The organism is Candidatus Woesearchaeota archaeon (assembly GCA_021735165.1).
GTDB lineage: Archaea > Nanobdellota > Nanobdellia > Woesearchaeales > 21-14-0-10-32-9 > JAIPET01.
The window spans coordinates 12,763-31,418 of record JAIPHP010000004.1; the positions used below are offsets into that span (position 1 = coordinate 12,763).

13 protein-coding genes and 1 tRNA gene are annotated in these 18,656 nt (G+C 31.4%); 5 read left to right on the forward strand and 9 right to left on the reverse strand.

Annotated features, from left to right (window positions below; translation table 11 throughout):
* Positions 1-12 precede the first annotated feature (12 nt).
* Together K9L97_01490 and K9L97_01495 are read left to right on the forward strand one after the other, a co-directional pair.
* Positions 13-2,238, forward strand: coding sequence for a ribonuclease H-like domain-containing protein (locus tag K9L97_01490; protein ID MCF7871683.1), 2,226 nt, complete (start codon positions 13-15; stop codon positions 2,236-2,238).
* Positions 2,239-2,364: 126 nt separating this feature from the next.
* Positions 2,365-3,990, forward strand: a complete 1,626-nt coding sequence (locus K9L97_01495; protein MCF7871684.1) for a replicative DNA helicase — start codon at positions 2,365-2,367, stop codon at positions 3,988-3,990.
* On the opposite strand, the gene K9L97_01500 is transcribed toward K9L97_01495, so the two are convergent.
* The 3 genes from K9L97_01500 to K9L97_01510 form a co-directional block, all read right to left on the reverse strand.
* Positions 3,987-5,291, reverse strand: coding sequence for a hypothetical protein (locus tag K9L97_01500; GenBank protein MCF7871685.1), 1,305 nt, complete (start codon positions 5,289-5,291; stop codon positions 3,987-3,989). The genes K9L97_01495 and K9L97_01500 overlap by 4 nt on opposite strands.
* Before the next feature lie 14 nt (positions 5,292-5,305).
* The gene (locus K9L97_01505; GenBank protein MCF7871686.1) at positions 5,306-6,385 is read right to left on the reverse strand and encodes a hypothetical protein; all 1,080 of its coding nucleotides are present in this window, start codon (positions 6,383-6,385) and stop codon (positions 5,306-5,308) included.
* 161 nt (positions 6,386-6,546) lie between these two features.
* Positions 6,547-7,005 (reverse strand): DoxX family protein, encoded by a 459-nt coding sequence (locus K9L97_01510; GenBank protein ID MCF7871687.1) that lies wholly within the window; start codon positions 7,003-7,005, stop codon positions 6,547-6,549.
* A 92-nt stretch (positions 7,006-7,097) separates the two neighbouring features.
* Between K9L97_01510 and K9L97_01515 the strand changes: the two genes are divergently transcribed.
* The 3 genes from K9L97_01515 to K9L97_01525 all read left to right on the forward strand — a co-directional run bounded on the left by K9L97_01515 (position 7,098) and on the right by K9L97_01525 (position 9,102).
* Positions 7,098-8,294 carry a redox-regulated ATPase YchF gene (locus K9L97_01515; GenBank protein ID MCF7871688.1) on the forward strand — a complete coding sequence of 399 codons (1,197 nt, stop codon included), beginning with the start codon at positions 7,098-7,100 and terminating at the stop codon, positions 8,292-8,294.
* Between the two features lie 57 nt (positions 8,295-8,351).
* Positions 8,352-8,494: transfer RNA gene (locus K9L97_01520), tRNA-Trp, on the forward strand.
* Between the two features lie 98 nt (positions 8,495-8,592).
* A complete protein-coding gene (locus K9L97_01525; GenBank protein ID MCF7871689.1) occupies positions 8,593-9,102 on the forward strand; it encodes a hypothetical protein in 510 nt (169 codons plus the stop codon).
* On the opposite strand, the gene K9L97_01530 is transcribed toward K9L97_01525, so the two are convergent.
* The 6 genes from K9L97_01530 to K9L97_01555 all read right to left on the reverse strand — a co-directional run bounded on the left by K9L97_01530 (position 9,099) and on the right by K9L97_01555 (position 18,571).
* Positions 9,099-9,422 (reverse strand): hypothetical protein, encoded by a 324-nt coding sequence (locus K9L97_01530; GenBank protein MCF7871690.1) that lies wholly within the window; start codon positions 9,420-9,422, stop codon positions 9,099-9,101. The two genes, K9L97_01525 and K9L97_01530, sit on opposite strands and share 4 nt — an antisense overlap.
* Positions 9,423-9,426: 4 nt before the next feature.
* Positions 9,427-9,930 (reverse strand): hypothetical protein, encoded by a 504-nt coding sequence (locus K9L97_01535; GenBank protein MCF7871691.1) that lies wholly within the window; start codon positions 9,928-9,930, stop codon positions 9,427-9,429.
* A gap of 68 nt (positions 9,931-9,998) precedes the next feature.
* Positions 9,999-12,344, reverse strand: a complete 2,346-nt coding sequence (locus K9L97_01540) for a hypothetical protein (GenBank protein MCF7871692.1) — start codon at positions 12,342-12,344, stop codon at positions 9,999-10,001.
* 75 nt (positions 12,345-12,419) lie between these two features.
* Positions 12,420-13,721, reverse strand: a complete 1,302-nt coding sequence (locus K9L97_01545; protein MCF7871693.1) for a putative S-layer protein — start codon at positions 13,719-13,721, stop codon at positions 12,420-12,422.
* A gap of 130 nt (positions 13,722-13,851) precedes the next feature.
* Complete coding sequence (locus tag K9L97_01550) at positions 13,852-16,788, reverse strand: PKD domain-containing protein (GenBank protein MCF7871694.1); 2,937 nt, start codon at positions 16,786-16,788, stop codon at positions 13,852-13,854.
* 25 nt (positions 16,789-16,813) lie between these two features.
* Positions 16,814-18,571, reverse strand: coding sequence for a hypothetical protein (locus K9L97_01555; GenBank protein MCF7871695.1), 1,758 nt, complete (start codon positions 18,569-18,571; stop codon positions 16,814-16,816).
* Between the last annotated feature and the right edge of the window lie 85 nt (positions 18,572-18,656).

An 18,656-nucleotide genomic window follows, 5' to 3' on the forward strand; every position in this document is an offset into this window, starting at 1 on the left:
ATGTGATAACTTATGAAAGAAAAATTGGTTAAATTTATAGAACGTTCGGGAGGTATTGAAGAATTAATTAAAAAAAAAGAAGCTTTTAAGATCCCTTTAAAATCTAATACCACAATTTTTCCTTTTGATGAAGTTAAAGAAAAATTAAATAATTTTTTTGAAATCTATAAAGATAGTCCTCCTTCTACTTTAGAAGAAACTAAACGTTTGATGAATTTAAACAATAATGGCTTTCATTTAGCTAGTCAAGTAGAGTTTTGGGCAGAACTTATTGAAGGCAAAAGAACGTTTGGCAAAGGCATGAACATTTTCGGTTATGATTTTGGTTTTAGACTTAGAGAAGCTGATGTTGTTAAAATTATAAGAGACAACATAAGCATAGATTATTTGATAGAAGTGCATAACAATATTAAGTATCCTTTATCATTTAAAGATTTAATAAAAGATGATTCTAAGAAAGCAATTAGAGCAAAAAATTATATTAAAAACAACAACAACATCAATATACGCAGCATTTTAGATAAGTCATTTCCCGAAATTGTTGGTTTGACTGGTAAAACTGCTTATGAAATTTTGTATGATTTAGTTTCATTTGATGAAGCTAGAGACGAATTAAAAGACAGATTGTATTCTGGAGAAAAACTTGATAAGAATCATTTAAGAAACGACATATTTGGCAGGAAGATTTTTAATTTTTTATCTAGAAAAAAAGTTGAAATTTTAAAGAATGGAAAAAAAGTTGTTTTGACAAGACCAAGTGATTTAATCGCGTACACAATAAGTCCTCTCTTGAGCGGTCACGATATTGTTCCTGACAAACCAGGCACTATAAAGAGTGCTGCAACTTTACTTGAAAAATTAATAACTTTTTCTTTTTCAATAATTAGTAAATATGACCCTGAGTTGTCAAATTTTTCCGAGCTTAAAAATTTTGGTGGTTCTTTGAACAAAGTTTTTACTAGTTATGGTAAGCGAGCTTTAAATTTAGGCGTTAAGAAAATTTATCCAAAAAATTTATTTAGTAAAGAATGCAGAGAAAAAATAGAAAGAGTTGTCCCGGATGGAAGATTGGTTTTTGACGATTCTGAGGATATGTTGGAAATTAAAACTGCGCAGTACATATTTAAAAATGATTTTTATGAGTCTGTTTCTAAGTTTAATAATTTTAAATATTGGTCGGATGGAAAAAGCATAGGTAAAAAAATACTTTTTGTTAATAATGCTAATGGAGATAAAGAAAGCATCATTTATCTTTGTAATAGAAATAATTGGAAGATTATTTTCGGAGATGATTTTCTTGAAACATATAATAAAAGTATTGATTTGCTTTTTGAAAAAGATGATGACTTTCATAGGATTTCAGTTATGAATGATAAGGAGACATTAAAAAAAGCGTATGACTCTCTTCTGAGCGTTCCTCATATTGAAATGAGAAGACCTAATAAGTATAAATTGAAAAAGACAAGTGAACTTATTGAAAAAAACATTAAGTATTTGAAAGGTTTTGAAAAGATTAGCAAAACAAGAATAAAAAGATATTGCGAATTAACAAAATTCAAATTGTCAGATTTTTCAAGTTTTTATGACCATGATTTATTTGATGATTCTTTTTCTAGGAAGGATATGAAAGGCGTTGTTTTTTATGATAGTGAAACAACAGGTTTTTTGAATCAGGGGTCTCTTATTGTGGCGCATTCCATTGCTAAGCTTTATGGAAATGATGTTTTTGCTTATGTTTATTTTGTGAAAAATCCATATAATGAAAAGTTAATTCTTAAAAAAACAAATAAAAAATTAAAATCTGCTAAGAAAATTGTAACATTTAATGGGAATGTCTTTGATGATAAATTATATGCTAAGCGAAATTATATGAATTTGCTTAGAGAAGGAGAGTCAATTTCTAAAAAAGATCATTTAGATCTTAGAAAACTTTATTGGAAAACCTTTAGCGAACTTAAGGGTTATGCTTCGGGTAGTGTTCAAGATTATGAGCGTGGAATACTCGGGGCGATTAGAAGTACTTTTTTTAAAGAAAATGAAATGTCTGGCAAAGATGTGCCTTTAAATTATGGTGCGTATTTGCTTGGAGAGAAACATGAGGATTTGAAACATATGTTTTTGCATACTGCTTTGGATGTTTTTACTTTAGCTTATATGTATAAAGATTTTTTAAATTATGATTCTGATTTAGTTAAGAAAAACAAAATTGTTGAAGAGCAGCTCGAATTAGGTTTATGAATGGAATTTTAAAGTTAAATGTGGTGATTTGTTTCATTTCCTTTGTTTTTATCATAAAGAATTATCTTCTATATAGTATTTAATTAAATGATAACCTTTTTATTTAAACAGAAATTAACACCATTTATGAATGAAGACAAAGAAGATAATCTTCTAAGCATCCGTGTTGATGAAACTAATAAATCCTTAAAAATGCCGCCTGCGTCCGAAGAAGCTGAAAAAAGACTTCTTGCAGGAATATTGGTTGATAATAAAAATTTAGATGCAATTATTGAAGAAAATATTCTAAAACCTGAACATTTTTACAAAAAACAAAACAAAATGGTATATGCTGCTATGCTTGAAATTCATGAACATAATGCTACGGCAATAAAAGAAAAAAAAATTCAAATAGATGAGATATCAATCTATGAACTTCTTAATAAAAAACAAAATATTTCAGAAGTAGGCGGCGCAGAATATTTGTCTAAATTATCTGAGATAAGTTTTTCCGGTGCCAATACCAATTATTATTCTGCGCTTATTTATGAAAAATGGATTCGCAGACAAACTGTCGTTGCTTGTCTTAAAGCAAGTGAAGAGGCATATGAAAATGTCAAAGACACATTCGAGATTTTGCAGCAGACAATTAATAGACTTGCAAGATTGGCATCTGTACCTGAAAGAAACACAACATCTATTGATTCTGCCATAAAAGAAGTTAAAAATATTTACATAAATACAAAAAAAAGAAACGGAAATCCTGCCCTTTTAACAGGGTACCCTAAACTAGACTTATTAACTTATGGTTTAGCAGGAAATTATATAACTTTAGTGCCTGCTGCAACAAAAATGGGAAAAACAACGTTTGCTTTAAACGTCGCAAAAAATGTTGCCGAGCTCAACAACAAAAGGGTTTTGTATATATCGCTTGAAGAAAATAAAAGACAAGACGCAATTAAAATTCTTTCAAGTATTTCAGGAGTTGATTCTTCTAAGTTTCATTTATATGAAGAATTGTCAAAAGAAGAAGATGAATTGTTATTAGATTCTTTTGAAAAAGGCAGTGATTTAAAAATCGATTTTTATGATGGAGATCCTAATACTGAAAACATATTAAACGCGGTTGATCAGGAATTTGCGTTACATGATGATGTCTGTCTTGTTATTATTGATGTATTACAAGGGCATCCTGTAAGTGTAGATAATTTGCATTATAAACCCGCTATTTATGGTAATTTTATTAGAAGTATTAAACAAGATATTGCCAAACATTATGACACGCATGTCCTTTTGACGTCTCAAGTAAAAGAGGAAGTTTCTACAGACATAAGAAAATATCCGGATTTTAGACCTAAAAGTATTTCAGACATCAAAGATGTGGAAGCAGGAATTGCAGATACTGTTAATAATGTTATTTTTTTATATAGGCCTAATCATTATTTTAAAGAAAAAGTTAATTTAGATGGAAATTATAGGAATCTAATTGATTTTCAATGTGAGTCAATTGATAAAGCAATAGAACACTATAGGTATTCTAAAAAACAAGATAAGGAAGCTAAAATAGATAATTTAAAAAAATCTAGAATATATAGATATAGAGAGGCTTTGAAAGAAAAAGAGGACGGTCTTAAAATCCCTCATTATATGTATAAACCTGAATTCAAAGATGCTATTCAGTTAATTCCTGTTCTTTCTAATATAGCCAGTACCGAGACTGCTTCTTTCATGCTCAAGTTTTATGGCAATACGAGCAGATTGAGTAATCCTTAATTGTTTTTTATTTCAGAAATTATTTTTTCTATTTCATAAACGCCAAGTCTTGGAGCGTCTAGGAATCCATTCCATGCTTTTCTAGCATAAAATCCATTGGCGAGTCCTTCTTCTATCCAGTCAGCTGCGAATTCAGGTTTTAATTGATCTATTCCTGCACCTATAAAATGCAACCAATTTTTATTGTATATTTCATGGGCACCTATAGGAGGACTTAATAATAAAGGTATTCCTAAAGCGCAGTAAAATGATAATTCGGATGGCTTTGTCCACAGGATGTCTGTTTTGTTTAATTGTTCATTAAATTTTTTAAAATAGTCTTTTTTTGTTAATTCAAATATTATGTGAACATTTTTATTAAAGGTTTCTGCAAGTCCTATTTCTTTTATTTTTTCTTCAAAGTATTGTTTTACATCCAGATGTGTTCCTGCAACAAGGCATAACTTCATTTCTCCTAATAATATTTTGTTTTTCAAGCTTTTTATTATTTTTGTAGCTAGTTTTTTTTGTGCTCCCGCACCACCCACAACGTATGTTATCATTATCGGTTCTGGTTTTTTTTCTAGGTTAAATTCTTTTCCCAAAACTTTTTTTAATGCGGGTTTATGTGTGTTTAAGAAGTGTTTATTAGGATCTAAGTTTATTAGTCTTCTGGATAGTGCTTTTTTTGTTATTGGACTTTCAGTTCCTCCAATACATTCTTTTGGCAGAGGAAATCCTGTGAGATAAATGTTTTTTTTGGGAACACCATACATTTCTAGTCTTTTGTATGCATGATTGCAGGGCACGAAATATTTTATGCTTGTTTCTTTGCTTTTTAGTGGAACCCATATTCTGTTTAGATCAGTATCGCATATTATACAGTATGTATTTGGTAGTTTGTGGTGGTTTGCAGCTATTGCAGTTATGAAAAACGTGTGGATGCTTGGAAGGTTTGATTTTTTTATGTATTCTATTAATCCTTTTGATAGTCCTTTTTGTATCTTTTTTTGTAGATACCATGTTGGAAACGTTGGCAAGGAATCTTCCCTTAGAGGATAGTACGGATTTATTTTTTGTGCTGCTAATAATAATTTCATACTTAATTTGCCTATTATTGGAAGCTGACTCATTTTGCTTATTGATTCATAAAATATTCTTGCTTTTCGCCAAGATTTTTTTTCTTCTTCACTTATTATTTTATCTGAATTTGCAGTTATGATTCTTTCATTTGCTATGTCTTTTAAGGGGTATGCAGCGCGTTGGTGTCCATATCCCATGTCCGCAGATATTATCCATGATTTTTTTGTTTGTTTTTTCATTTTTTGTTTTATTATTATATTTTGTAATTGTTCGTGTTTTGTTTAGGGTGTTTTTTTAGTTTTTCTATGGTTTTTTCTATTTCTTGAAATATTTTATCGTTATTCCAATTTTTTATTTTTTCTATTTTTTTATAATATTTATCAAGATTTTTTTCGAAGTTTTCAAGATCCTCAAAAGTCAGTTTTTTTGTGCAATTGCCATAGCCTGTTTTTTTTAGAGCGTATCCGTTTATTTCTTGTTCTATTTGTTTTTTTATAGGTATTGCAAGAATTGGTTTTCCTAAGTATAAAGCTTCACTTATTACTGTGAATCCTCCATTTACAATCACATACTTTGATTTTTTTAGATCGTTTATGAACTGTTTTTCGTTGAAGTCAATAAATTGCAGATTTTTTTGTTTTCCTTTTTTCTTCATACCATATATTTTAAATGCGTTTTTTGATTTTTTTAGTTCTTTTAGCATGTCTTTATTTGTTGGTGTTGTTTGATATACTAATACGTGTTGATGTTTTTTTGGTTTTGTTTGTTTTATTTCGTCTCTTATTATGGGGTTTACTAGCTTTACATTTTTATTGTATGATTTAGTTTTGTAATATGTTGGTATTATGTATTTGTCTGATTTGGGAAATAGCAATCTTATTGCAATTATTGTTCTTTTTAGTTCTGCTTTTTTTATTTCTGGCAATTTTATTTCACATTCTGATAGAAAATGTATGTTGTCTATTGTTATTATTGGTATTTTTAGTATGTGCGCTACTTGGCTTGCTGTAGGTTCAAAATCTGTGATTATTATTTCTGGTTTGAATTCGGGTATTATTTTTTTTAGAATTTTTATGTTTGTTTTTGTAACATATGGGATGCGTTTGAAGAAGTTCTTTACGGATTTTGTTATTTTTACAGTGTTGTTCTCATAAATCCATTTTAAGCTTTCTATTTTGTGTACGTTTTGGTGTTTGTTTTTTAGATATTCGTATGCCTTGTCTGAGGCAGTTATTAATATTGTGTGTTTTTTTTTAAGTTCTTGTATTATTGTATGGCTTCTTATCGCATGTCCTAACCCATCACCTTGAACTGAGTACCAAATTTTTGTCATTTAGATTTATTGATATTTTTTGTTTATAAATTTAGTTATAATAAGCTGTTTTTTGTATTGTTTTACGTGAATATTTAAAAAAAAGAAAAAAATTTACTGAAACAATCTATTCCCACCCTAAATGGCGGGGCTTTAACAATTGTTCCTTAATCTCAAATTTTTTAGCAGGTTTTATGTTTGAATGTTGTTGCTAAAATTGCTGCTATGTATAACAAGTGTTGTAATAATCCTCTCATAACGTCAAAGAAGTTTCCTTTGAAAACTGTTAGGATTATAGCAACAATCAGTATAATTATTAGTAGCATGCCCATTTCTACTCTTAGTATTCCTATTGCGAGTAGTAATCCGCCTATTACTTCAACTATTGCAACTATCCATGTTAATACCATAGGGATTCCTAGTCCTGCTAAGGGATTTGTTGCTGAAAATAGTGCTATTAATTTGGGCAATCCCATAAATAAGAAAAATAATCCTGTTACTATTCTTAGTGTTGTCCAAGTCCATGCTTCGCAACATTTTTTTGGTTGCTTCTCTGATTTTGTTGGTTTTGGTTGCGGTGTTTTTTTTACAGTTTTTGGTGTCTTTTTCGTTGTTTTTTTTGTTGTTTTTTTCTTTGCCATAAATATCATACCTCCGAATAATGTATTTGAGGCTGTAGAATATATAAGGTTTTTGCTAACTTTTATATATAAAATTGTTTTTTCGTTTTTTTATGATAATAGGAGTTGTTGGAAAAGCAAATGTTGGTAAAAGCACTTTTTTTAAAGCTAGCACTTTGATGGATGTAGAAATCGCTAATTATCCTTTTGCGACTATCAAGCCTAATAGCGGAGTTGGTTTTGTTAGAATTGATTGCGTAGATAAATTTTTTGGAAAACAGTGTAATCCTCGGGTTGGATATTGTGTTGATGGACAAAGGTTTGTTGCTATTGACATGATTGATGTTGCAGGACTTGTGCCTGGTGCTCATGAAGGCAAAGGTATGGGTTTAGAGTTTTTGAATGATTTAAATCAGGCGGATGCGCTTATTCATGTTATTGATGTTTCTGGTAGTACTAATGAAAAAGGTGAGCCTGCTCAGCCTAATACTCGTGATCCTGCTCTTGATATTAAGTTTATGGAAGATGAGCTTGATTTTTGGTATTTGAGCATTTTAAAGAAGACTTGGGAAAAGTTTAGTAGGCAGGTTCAACAGACTAATTCTGATGTTGATAAGGCGTTGCATAAACAGTTTTCTGGGCTTGGTAGTAGTGAAGATATGATTAGAGGAATTTTGAGCTATTTAGACTTAGATGCTAAAATTTTGGTGGATTGGTCTGAGGATGAGCTTTTTAAGTTTGCTAGGGCTTTGAGAATTAAGACTAAACCTATGCTTATTGTTGCTAATAAGATTGACGTTCCTGGTGCTATGGATAATTATTTACGTTTAAAAAATGAGTTTCCTAGTCAAATAATTGTTCCTTGTAGTGCTGAGAGTGAGTTGGCTTTAAAAGAGGCTCATAAACACAAACTAATTAATTATGTTCCTGGAAATGCTCATTTTGAAGTTATTGGCGCATTATCTGATAAACAAAAGGTTGGTTTAGATTTTATTAAAAATGATGTTCTTGATAAGAATACTGAAGGTACAGGCGTTCAGGCCTCTTTGAATGCAACTGTTTTTTCTCTTTTAAAGTATATTCCTGTGTTTCCTGGAGGGGTTAATAAATTGGAGGATCAGCACGGTAATGTTTTGCCTGATTGTTTTTTGCTTCCTGAAAAAAGCACTGCTTTAGATTTTGCGTTTAAGATCCATACTGATTTGGGCAAGGGTTTTATTCGTGCTATTGATGTTAAGACTAAGAGAACTGTTGGTAAGGATCATGTCCTTAATTTTGGGGATGTTGTTGAAATTATTAGTGATAAATAGTTGTTTTAACTTTTAGCAAAAATCTTTATAAACGAATTAGTTTCTCTTGTTAATGATGGGGACATAGTATAACCTGGCTAGAATGGCTGGCTCCAGTACTTTTATTGGAGCGATGAGACTTGTTTGTCGATGATTAGCGTTTTAGCGCGTTTTAAAGTGAGAGATACCAGCAGATTTGGGTTCGAATCCCAATGTCCCCATTTTTTTCTTTTATTATACATTTTTATAATTTTTTTGTTATGGAAACTTTTAAATAGTAATGATTATCAATTGATATGATTATTATGTCGAGTTTAGGGTGGTTAAGATAGATAAAGGTGAATTTAACAGAGATATGGATGATTATTTGAATAGTAGGAAGGGTGAATCTCAAAGTTCTATGCGAAGTGGGGCTTTGAAGCTTTTTAGTTTTTTTCAGCGCAGGATCCCAAATGATGAGGAAATAGAAATGAGAGCTCGGGAAAGAGAGGTTGAAAACGTTAGGGAGTTGGAAAACATGCAAGATGATGTTGAGGATATTCAGGCTGCTGAGGACGCTATGGAATTAGAGCGTGAAGGTATTTTTAAGAGGTTTCTTAAGCTTCTTAGGCTTGGTGGTCGTTCTGATTTTCCTGAGGAAGAAGAAGTTTTAGAGAGTGTTGCAGAACAAAAAGCTTTAGAGTTAGAGGAGTCTTTTAAGGATACTGTTAAGATGCTTCATAAGTGGTTGGAGATGTTACCTGCTGAGAAGATGGATCAGTTTAAGAGAAGTGATGATTTTCAGAGATATAAAGAGGTTTTAAAGAAGCTTGGCATGATTAAGAATTAGTTATTTATTATGTCGCATATGAATGATTTTTGTTCTATTGCTTTTTTTAGTTGATTTATTTTTTTGTTTTTTAGCATGCTTTTTGATTGTAAGATTATTTTTCCCTTCGGTCTGATTGTTATGTTGGTTTTGTTTGATCTTATTCCTTTTGAGTATACTTCAAGGGTTGTGAAATTATACGTAAATGGTATGAATGATTTCCCCCATCCTAATCCTGCGTATTTTGGGTCTGGAAGAATTGTTGCATTTTTTCCATAGGATTCTTTTATAGCGTTTATTACTGCTTTTTCTCGTTTTTCCAGATCTGTTTTGTATGTCATTTTTTTATTTAATGTATTGATTTAGTTTTTCTCTGAGTTCTTTTGATAGATTTTGAGAGGGTTTTTGTATTGTGTTATAATTTTTTCCTGATTTTAGATTGTATTTTCTTTTTAGTAAATTTTCATCGAATTCTCCATGTATTATTATTGGCGTTTTGAGTATGAGTTTTTCTGTTATATCTGTTAATTCTTGAATTTTTGATTTTTCTTTGTTTACTTGAGGTTCTATTATTACAAAAGAATATTTTTCTTGTTCTGTGAAATCTTTGAGATCTTCATTGGAATATGCTGTTTTTAAGTTTATTTCGAGTTCTTTTTGAAGATATGTTTCTAGTATTGATGCGTATGAATAGGTACTTGCTAAGTATATCGCTGTTTCTTTTTTTCTATGACTCAGTGAGTTTTTTCTTCCATGAGGTCCTAGTTTGTAGTTACTTGGTATTTTGTCACTTAATTCTTGGCGTGTTATTGTTGTTCTTCCTTGTCCTGGTTTATTTCTTAGTTTCATTTATTTTACTTCTCTTAAGTCTTCATCTTTTATCTCTGAGTATGAATCTTGTGTGTTAAATTCTGTTCTCATTTTCTTTTAGAATTTTTCTTTTTGGTTGTTGGTTTCTTTTGTATTATTGGTTCTGGTTGTTTTTGTTGTTTTTTTTTAAAGTATGGCGTGAATAGTATTATTATTAGCAGAATTATTATTAGTGCGTTGTTTATGAATGAACAGTTTTGTTCATAGAAGTCTAGCGGCTTTATTTCTGCGGTGTCTATTACTTCTAGTCTTATTCTTGGACTTTTTATTTCTTCCTCTGCAGGATCTTTTGCTATTATTTTAATTTCGTCTTTGCCGTACCAGTCTTTAGTTGGTTTTAGTGTTGCTTTGTTATCTTTGAATGTTATTTGTATGTTTTCTAGTGGTTTTTCTAGTTCGTACGATAAGGTGTCATTGTCTGGATCTTGGAAGTATTTTGTTAGATCTAATTCGTATTTTGTGTCTTCGTACCATATTAAGTAAAATTTATCGTTTACTTTTTCTTGGTCAAGTTCTGGTAAGTCGTATTTTGGTATGTTGTTTACTAACACATTTATTATAATTATTAGTATTATGATTATTGTTGTTATTAGTATGAATGTTGTGTTGTGTTTTGATTTTTTTATTGAGTATCTTATTATGAGCATTATTGTTGCTATGATTATTAGTATTAGTAGGATTGCAGTTATTTTTTTGCAGGTTGTTTGTGTGAAGTATTTGTATAGTGTTTCTTGTATTGGTTCTGAGACCATTTTTAATTTGAATTGTTGTGTGTATTCTTGTTTTGTTTCGTCTGAGGTTATTTTCAGTGTGAAGTATTGTGTTTCTTGTGGCGCTTCTGTTTCTTGGTTTGCGTATAGTTTTATTTGTATGTATTCTGTTTCTTGACTTTTTATTTCTATTTCTTCTGTTTGTAGTTCTATGAATTTTGGTCCTTCATATTTTATATTGTAATTTGTTTCTAGTATACCTATGTTTTTTATAGGTATTGTTGCGTAGTTTTCTTCATATCTTACTTTTAAGGATTTTTCCGGAAATTCTAGTTGTGTGCATTGGTAGTTGTCTTTTATGATTATTTTTTGCGAATCTTTGAATATTTGGTTTACATCTTTTTCGTGTATTGTCGCGGAAACATATATTGTGAATTCTTCTGTTCTTTCGTATTTTTCTATTAGGAGTTTTGTTTGTTCTGTTTCTCCTGCTGATATTTCTAGTTCTTGGTCTTCTAGTTGTGTTATTTCTGTTGGGTCGTAGAGCCATAGTTTTATTTTTTCGTCATTTAGTCCGTTGTTGTGTATTTTTATTGGTATTTCGTGCTTGCCTGTGCATAGTTCTTGTGGTTTTGGTCCTTGTATTTCTACTTGCATATCAAAGCAGTTTAGTGTTTTTATTGTTGTGTTTTGGCTTGTTTTTAGATCTCCTTTTTTAGATTCTGTGTTTATTGTTATTGTGTGTTCTCCTTCTGCTGTTGGTTGTATTTCTAGATATGTTTGTTTTTCTTTTCCTTTTTCTATGCTTATTGTGTTTTCTGTGGTTTTTATGAAACTTGGCGTATTTTGTAAGTTTATTGTGTATTCATTGTCTACTTTTCCGTTGTTTTTTATGTCTATTGGAATTCTTGTTTTTTCGTTAACACAGTAGTATGCTTCTTGATGTATTTGTACGTCGTAATTGTATGCTCTGTTTATTTCTATTTGGTGTTCTAATAGAGATATTAGTTGGTTGTTTATTGATTCTATTATGAATTGATTTGTTTTGTTGCCATAGTCTTCACAAGATGCTTGGTATGTGAAGTTTTGTGTTCCTGTTTGATTTGAGTTTAGTGTTAGTTCGTATGTTTGATTTTGAAATTTTAGTAAATATTGTTCTTGGAATGGGCTTGGGTTTGTTAGGTATATTGTGTATGTTGTTGATTGGCAAGGATCTATTTTTTCTTTCGCAGTATATAATTGTGCATCTATTGTTTGGCATCTTATTGTTTGTAGATTTCGTGTTATTGTTTTTGTATTGCCATAGTTGTTAGTTATGTATACTTCATAGTTTTTTGTGTGTTCTTCTTGGCAATTTGCTTGTAAGAATAAGTCTACGTATATTTTTTCTCCAGGTTCTAGGTGTATTTGTCCAGGAGGCGATGCTACGTTTTGTAGGTTTGATGTTACTTTGTAGTCTGCTCCGAAGCTACCTGTGTTTTCTATGTATATTTTGTCGTATTGTGTTGCACAAGAACAAATTGTTGGCGTTGGTGTGATTGCTCCTGCCATAAAGTCGTAGCTTATTTTGTATAGATTAACGTCAAAATTTGTTGCTGCTGATGTTGTTTGCAGTATTAGTATAAACATTAAAGTAACTACACCTAAGAATTTTGTGATTTTTGTAGTTTGGTGCAGTTTCATTTTTAATATTCACACTAGTTTTGAACTGTTTTTTTATTTATTTTAAAAAATTAAGAAAAAAAAGTTAAGGAAGTTTCAGTAGTAAGTTTCTGAATCTTCGTCTTCTTCCTTGTCTCCTTTTTTTACTTTTGCTATTAGAACTATAAGTCCTAGCAAAATCAGGATTATTACAAGGATTACTAATGCCCATTCAAGTACGCTTCTTAGGTTGTTTGATGTTTCTTCTCCTGCTTTTACTGTTGCCAGTACGTTTGTTGAGCTTACTTCATCTCCTGCGGTTACTTTTACTTGGAACACTTTATCTCCAGCTTCTGCATCTGCAGTTGCTTGAAGGTTTACGTATACGGTTTGTGTTTGCCCTGCTTTTAGTAAAACTACGGAAGATGGTTGAATTTGCATTGTTGCCCAATCATTTGTTCCTTCAACATTCACAATGTATGTTTTTGATGTTGCTCCTGTGTTTTCTATTAGTACTGGGTATACAGCAGTTGTTCCTTTTATTATTTCTACTGATTGTGGCATCGTTATTATTGTTGTATCGTCTTCTTCACTGCCTGGTGTTTCTTCTCTTCCTGTTACAGTTATGGTTTTTGTTTCTGATTGTGCTTGGTATTTATCAAAGCTAACTGTTGCTACAACATCATAATCTTTTACTTCTGCGTCTAGAGGAATTCTTAATAATAGTGCTTCAAAGCTTTCTACTTCTTCTTCTAGTATTGTGTCTATTGTTTCATAGGTTGTTAGGCCTAGTTCTGGTATGCTTATTTCTACACTTACATCATCTAGGTCTTTTTCTCCCATATTTTTTACTTGTACTTTGAAACTTAGTGCTCTTCCTGCTTCTATTTCTGAGGATGGACTAATGTAGAATTTTCTTATTTGTACTGCTTTGTCTTTTGCAAGACCGTCGATTTCCATTGGAAACATGTATTCAAGTGAAGGTACATCATTTCTTGCGGATACAAAGACTCTTAAGAACATTTCATCTATTTTTTCTATGTCTTCTGGAACTTTTAAGTGCAATGTGTATGTGTCTGAAGATCCTTCACTTAGATCGAATACTTCTGAGTATGCTACTACATCTTCATTTTCGTAATCTGCATATTCATATCCTACTATTTCTGCTCTTATTCTTGCGTTTTCAACGTCTCCATTCATTGCTTTTACTGCAACGACTACTTTTATTTCTTCTCCTCTTTCAAGTCTTACTCTTGATGGGAAATCATCGAAATCATTTATATCTACGTCTGTAACGTTTAGAAACAGACTTGTTGGATCTACAACACCTGGTTCGTAATTAAAACTTTGTGCTGATACTTGAACTACTAGCACTGCTAGGAGCACTATCATAATTGTTGTTATTTGACTAATCTTCATTTGTACTGACCTCCGTAGTAATTTTTTCCCCTACGATTTTTGTAGGATAAACTTTGATATTTATAAATGTTTTGTGTATGTTCTCATTTTTTAGTGAATAACTTTTGTTATTTCTCAAGGATTGTTATAACTACTCAATTACTAATGGGTAGTATTTTGTTCTTAAGATATCTTCTGCATTCACTGTTATGAGTGCTATGTATTCTCCTGGCGGCACCTCCTGCTCTGTAAATGGTAAATATCCCATGAAAGATATTGTTTCGTAGTCTCCGTTATCTTTTAGGTCAAACTTGTGACTTTTGATTTGAAAACCTAGTTCTGGCAAGCTAAAAGAAACTGTAGCGCCTCTTATGTCATCTTTTCTTTCATTTCTAACTCTTGCAGATATTGAAAATTCGTCTTCATAAGTTATTGTTCCGTAGTTAGTTCCATATATATCAAAGTAGTCAACCCAAATTCCGTCTTCTTCTCCCATAGGCATTATTTGTTCTGGTTGTTTGTAAATATTTTTAACATTTACAGTAAGTGCTGTATAAGCTGTGTTTCCTTGATTGTCTGTAACAAATAGTTTTACGCTGTAAGTTCCTTTTGATGGGAACACATACTCTATTTTTAGCATATGCACTCCTTGTTCTTCGTGAAGTGTTGTTCCCTCTTTTATTATTTGCCATCTGTAGTTTACAAGTTTTCCATCAGGGTCATACGAACCAGATCCGTCATAAGTTATTGTTTTTTCTGTTCTCACGGATTTTGGACCAGTTATTATTGCTTTTGGATCAATTACTGTGTTTGGTATTTCTGGTTCAAAGACTATATTTCTTGTTACTTTTGATCCGTCTGTGTCATCTGCTGTGAATTCTACATTTGTTTTTTTATTGAAGTTTTCTGAGGATTCTATCAGGAATGTTGTATTTGATATTTTTGTTATAGAAAGCAAAGGGTTGATTTTGTAAGTTGTTAATATTTCATTTTTCTGCGTTTCTATATCTGATAAGTAACTTGCTAAGTTAAGAGTTGTTGTTGATCCAGGATGTATTTTGATCTTTGGTGGTTGGTTGAAGATTAATTCGTTGTTTAGTACGTTTACATCTCTTGTTTCTTGACCAGCAGTATTGTCTATGAAATTTATTGTGAAAGCAAATACTTTTCCTTGACCTAAAAAGTCGTCTGTTATTGGTATTTCATTTAAATGAAATTTGTATAACCCCGTATTTTTTATTCCAAATGTTTTTAGTAGTTTATTTTTGAGAACTGTGAATAATCCATCTTGATTTACTTTTGATAGTTTAATAGGTGTTGTCCATTCTTCTAGTTCTGCAGAACCCGTGTTCACCTTTAGGTATGCACTATTTATTACGTCGGCATCATTAGTTCCTGGCACTAGTTGTTCGTCATTTATAGTGTCGTATATGTCAAATGCTATAAACATTGGTTCTTTTCTAAAAAAAGAGTAACTCTCTGTGCTGAATTCATCTTCATATATTTTTAGATTTCTTATTTCATATCTTTGAGTCCATACTTGAACTGATATTGGTCCAATTGTTGTGCTTTCATATCCTTGTTTTGTTGCTGTTGCGTAGACTGTGTATGTTCCAGGCATATCATTCACAGTTATGTCTGAAGCGCAGTTACCTTTAAAATCTGTGTAACAAATAGGGAAATTTTCCAAACCTGAAAAATCAAATTCTATTCTTACATCTTGTATATCTCCTTTGACGTGAACTGCACATCTTAATTCTTCTCCATATACTACGTCTGAAATGTTATCTCCATTTATGTCTGGATTGCAGTCGAAATTATCTATTTGTAGAGCGGGTATTATATTTTCAGTTACATTTATTGTGAAAAATTGGTTTATAGCGGGGTTTATTCCATCACTAACATACAATACAACGCTAAATTCTCCCTTTGTTGTCGGTGTCCATGTTATTAATCCTGTGTCTTCATTTATTGTCATACCGTTTGGAGCTTGTGATAGACCAAATTCTAAAACATCATTTTCATCATCTATTGCATTTGCATCATAAATATATTCTTCACCTACAATTCCTTCTGTAACTGGAGAAGATGTGAAATAAGGCGCTGAATTTGCATTTATTACATTTATAGTTTTTGTTTTTGTATCTGTCAAAGCATCATCATCTGTGACTGTTAGAGATACTTGGTGTGATCCTGCTGATGCAAATGTGTGCGTCATTGTTTTTGAAGTTCCTACGATATCGCCATCTATTTTCCAGGCATAAAAAACTATTGAGCCATCAGAATCTGTTGAGTTACTTGTAAAAGACATCACAGTACCAACTTGAGGATTGAATGGTGCATAATAGAAATCAGCAATAGGACTTGTTGCAACAGACACGACATTAACTGTTTTTGTTTTTGTATCTGTCAGACCATCATTATCTGTTACTTTAAGCTCAACATTATGTGAACCTGTATTTGTAAATGTGTAAGATAATGTATTTCCAGCGCCTACAACTGTTCCATCAACTTTCCATTCATAGTTTGTTATTGTTCCATCTGCATCTGTTGATGTGCTTGTGAATGTAACAGCTTCATTTACTTCCGGACTTGAAGGACTGTACGTAAAATCAGCTGTAGGATTTTGTAGAATTACTGGTGAAGTTACAAGCAGATTTAATCTCATGCTTCTTGTTGTTGTTTCTGTTGTTCCGTCTATTTTTTGTGTTGCTTGAATGTGTATTCTGTAATCTCCTTCTGTTAAGTAATAATCAGGAGTTACTAATAGATTTCTTTCTGTAAATATCAGGTCAGCTAATGAACCTGTATCTGGTGTGAATCTTTTATTATATATTTCTTGTAAAAAATTTTGGTCTCCGACTTTTAGTAAAAAAACTTTTATGTCCGAGTATTCTGTTCCGTAATCGTGTACTATTTTGAATGAGTAATCTGTTGTGTCTCCAAAGTTTATTTCTTGTTCATAATCATCAACGTTTGTTATATCTCCAAATGTTGCAATTATCATTGGAGCTGCGTTTGCTAATGGTGAAGTTATAAAAAATAAAAGTAGTGCAATCATTATTGTTTTGTGTTTTTTTTGTATCATTTTTTTATGCACCTTATTCCAAAATTTATTTGAAAACTTTGTATGGATTTATTCCTACGCCGATGTATGCTTTAGGGTTCTTGAATTTTGTATCTGTTTTTGCTCCTGCAAGAAGTTTGTATGCCTCTGACACTTTTGCTTGTAATTGAGCGCCTAATTCAAGTTTTTTATCTTCATTTATCAGTTTTGATTGCCCTGCTATTATTCCTGCAGACAAATTTTTGTGAACGTCATAATTAAGTCCACCTCCTAAGAAATTCTCTTCTCCTGGAACATACATCCCTGTTATTGAGAACTTATCATATCCCAGATTTATTCCTGCACCGGGTCCTTCGTTTGTATAGATCGCCATGAGTTCTGGTTTTATTTGCTTTGCAGTGTTTAAAACAGCATCCAAAGCTTCATTGTATGGAATTTTTGGAAGTCTTTTTTCTAGATCTCCGAAATTAGCTCCAAGAGTTGCGCTGAATTCTGGGTTGTCAGATACGCTCCAGTTCGCTGCTAATTTTATTGCTAAATAATCTGTTGGATTTACTAAAACCCCGGCTCCGAATCTTAGTGCATGAAATTTATTTTCATAAATTTTCATATCTGGGTCATCTTGAGATATTGCTTCTGGTCCTCCAAAGCTAGCTGATTTTTTGGAAGACATATGTAGTGAAGATGTTTTTATTTTATCTCCTATTGTTAAGAAAGGAGTTAAATTATTCATTATTCTGTATCCTGCTAAGATATCCCATGCCAAATTTTCTTTTTGATTAAATTCGTATTTTGTCTCGTTATTTATTGTAAATCCATCTTCGTCTGTGTAAGGCTCTGAGAATGGTTGGGAATTTTGTGATGAAGTACCTTCTGTAACACTCAATCCTAACATGATGTTTTCTAGTTCTGCTGATAAATATCCTGTTAGGTTTCCTTTCGTAGTTAATCCTACGCCGCCTGTTGCTCTAAATATCCCTTCGTTAATTGTTTGACTTAAAGAATCATTTTTTGCTTTAAGTTTGTTATTTCTATCTCTTAGTTCTCCGTTAATTCCTTGCAGTCTTGTGTTTGATGAATAATAATCGCTTAGTTGTTTTTCTAATTCTGTTAAGTCTTTGCCATCACTATTTAGTATCATTTCAACTATAGGCTTGTAGACTGACTCGTTCAAATAAAATTTTGTTCCTGGTTCTTGAACATCAGGATTTGAAGAAACAGAATTACCTAATTTATCCTGATTTAAATAATTCAATACGAACAGTTTTGTAGGATTATTCATATTTTCTTTTTCTTCTTTAGAAATATCCTTCCAGTCAAATTCTTCAAAAGATAATTTTGAGTATTTATTTACAACATTTGGAGTTATTTCATTTTTTTGAAAGTATTCCGGTGTGAAGTCTTGATTTTGTGTGCTTTGCGCTCTTGCCGGATCCATTAAGCTTTCTAGGGTTGTTGTTATGTTATTCACATATTTCCATTCATTCCAGGACTTCATGAATTTATTTGCATTAACATTTGAGAAGTCTTTTTTTGTTTGTTCAACCGATTTTAGTTGAACATAAACACCTTGATCGTCTTTTCCTACATATCCTAATTCTTTTAACATTTGTATTTCGTTTTCAAATACTTTATTTTGTTGTGTCTTTGTTGTGTCTTGTATTTGTTCTATTTGCAGTGGATTGTTTAGTTGTTCTAGTGCTTTTTGATTTATTTCCTCAGGAGTCATTGAACCATCAGATCCTAGTAATCCTGTGTATCCCCTTACAATGTCAAACCCATTTTTTATGAAATTTAATACCATTTTTTCAACCTCGCCGTTTAATAAGTACCAATCAGTAGTGCTTCTTTCCTATCTGGTAGTGAAACACTATATATAAATCTTTCGT

Bases quoted from the DNA above. Each gene is read 5' to 3' on its own strand.
- K9L97_01490 (MCF7871683.1), top strand. From the start codon at position 13: ATGAAAGAAAAATTGGTTAAATTTATAGAACGTTCGGGAGGTATTGAA.
- K9L97_01495 (MCF7871684.1), top strand. From the start codon at position 2,365: ATGAATGAAGACAAAGAAGATAATCTTCTAAGCATCCGTGTTGATGAA.
- K9L97_01500 (MCF7871685.1), bottom strand. From the start codon at position 5,291: ATGAAAAAACAAACAAAAAAATCATGGATAATATCTGCGGACATGGGA.
- K9L97_01505 (MCF7871686.1), bottom strand. From the start codon at position 6,385: ATGACAAAAATTTGGTACTCAGTTCAAGGTGATGGGTTAGGACATGCG.
- K9L97_01510 (MCF7871687.1), bottom strand. From the start codon at position 7,005: ATGGCAAAGAAAAAAACAACAAAAAAAACAACGAAAAAGACACCAAAA.
- K9L97_01515 (MCF7871688.1), top strand. From the start codon at position 7,098: ATGATAATAGGAGTTGTTGGAAAAGCAAATGTTGGTAAAAGCACTTTT.
- K9L97_01530 (MCF7871690.1), bottom strand. From the start codon at position 9,422: ATGACATACAAAACAGATCTGGAAAAACGAGAAAAAGCAGTAATAAAC.
- K9L97_01535 (MCF7871691.1), bottom strand. From the start codon at position 9,930: ATGAAACTAAGAAATAAACCAGGACAAGGAAGAACAACAATAACACGC.
- K9L97_01540 (MCF7871692.1), bottom strand. From the start codon at position 12,344: ATGAAACTGCACCAAACTACAAAAATCACAAAATTCTTAGGTGTAGTT.
- K9L97_01545 (MCF7871693.1), bottom strand. From the start codon at position 13,721: ATGAAGATTAGTCAAATAACAACAATTATGATAGTGCTCCTAGCAGTG.
- K9L97_01550 (MCF7871694.1), bottom strand. From the start codon at position 16,788: ATGATACAAAAAAAACACAAAACAATAATGATTGCACTACTTTTATTT.
- K9L97_01555 (MCF7871695.1), bottom strand. From the start codon at position 18,571: ATGGTATTAAATTTCATAAAAAATGGGTTTGACATTGTAAGGGGATAC.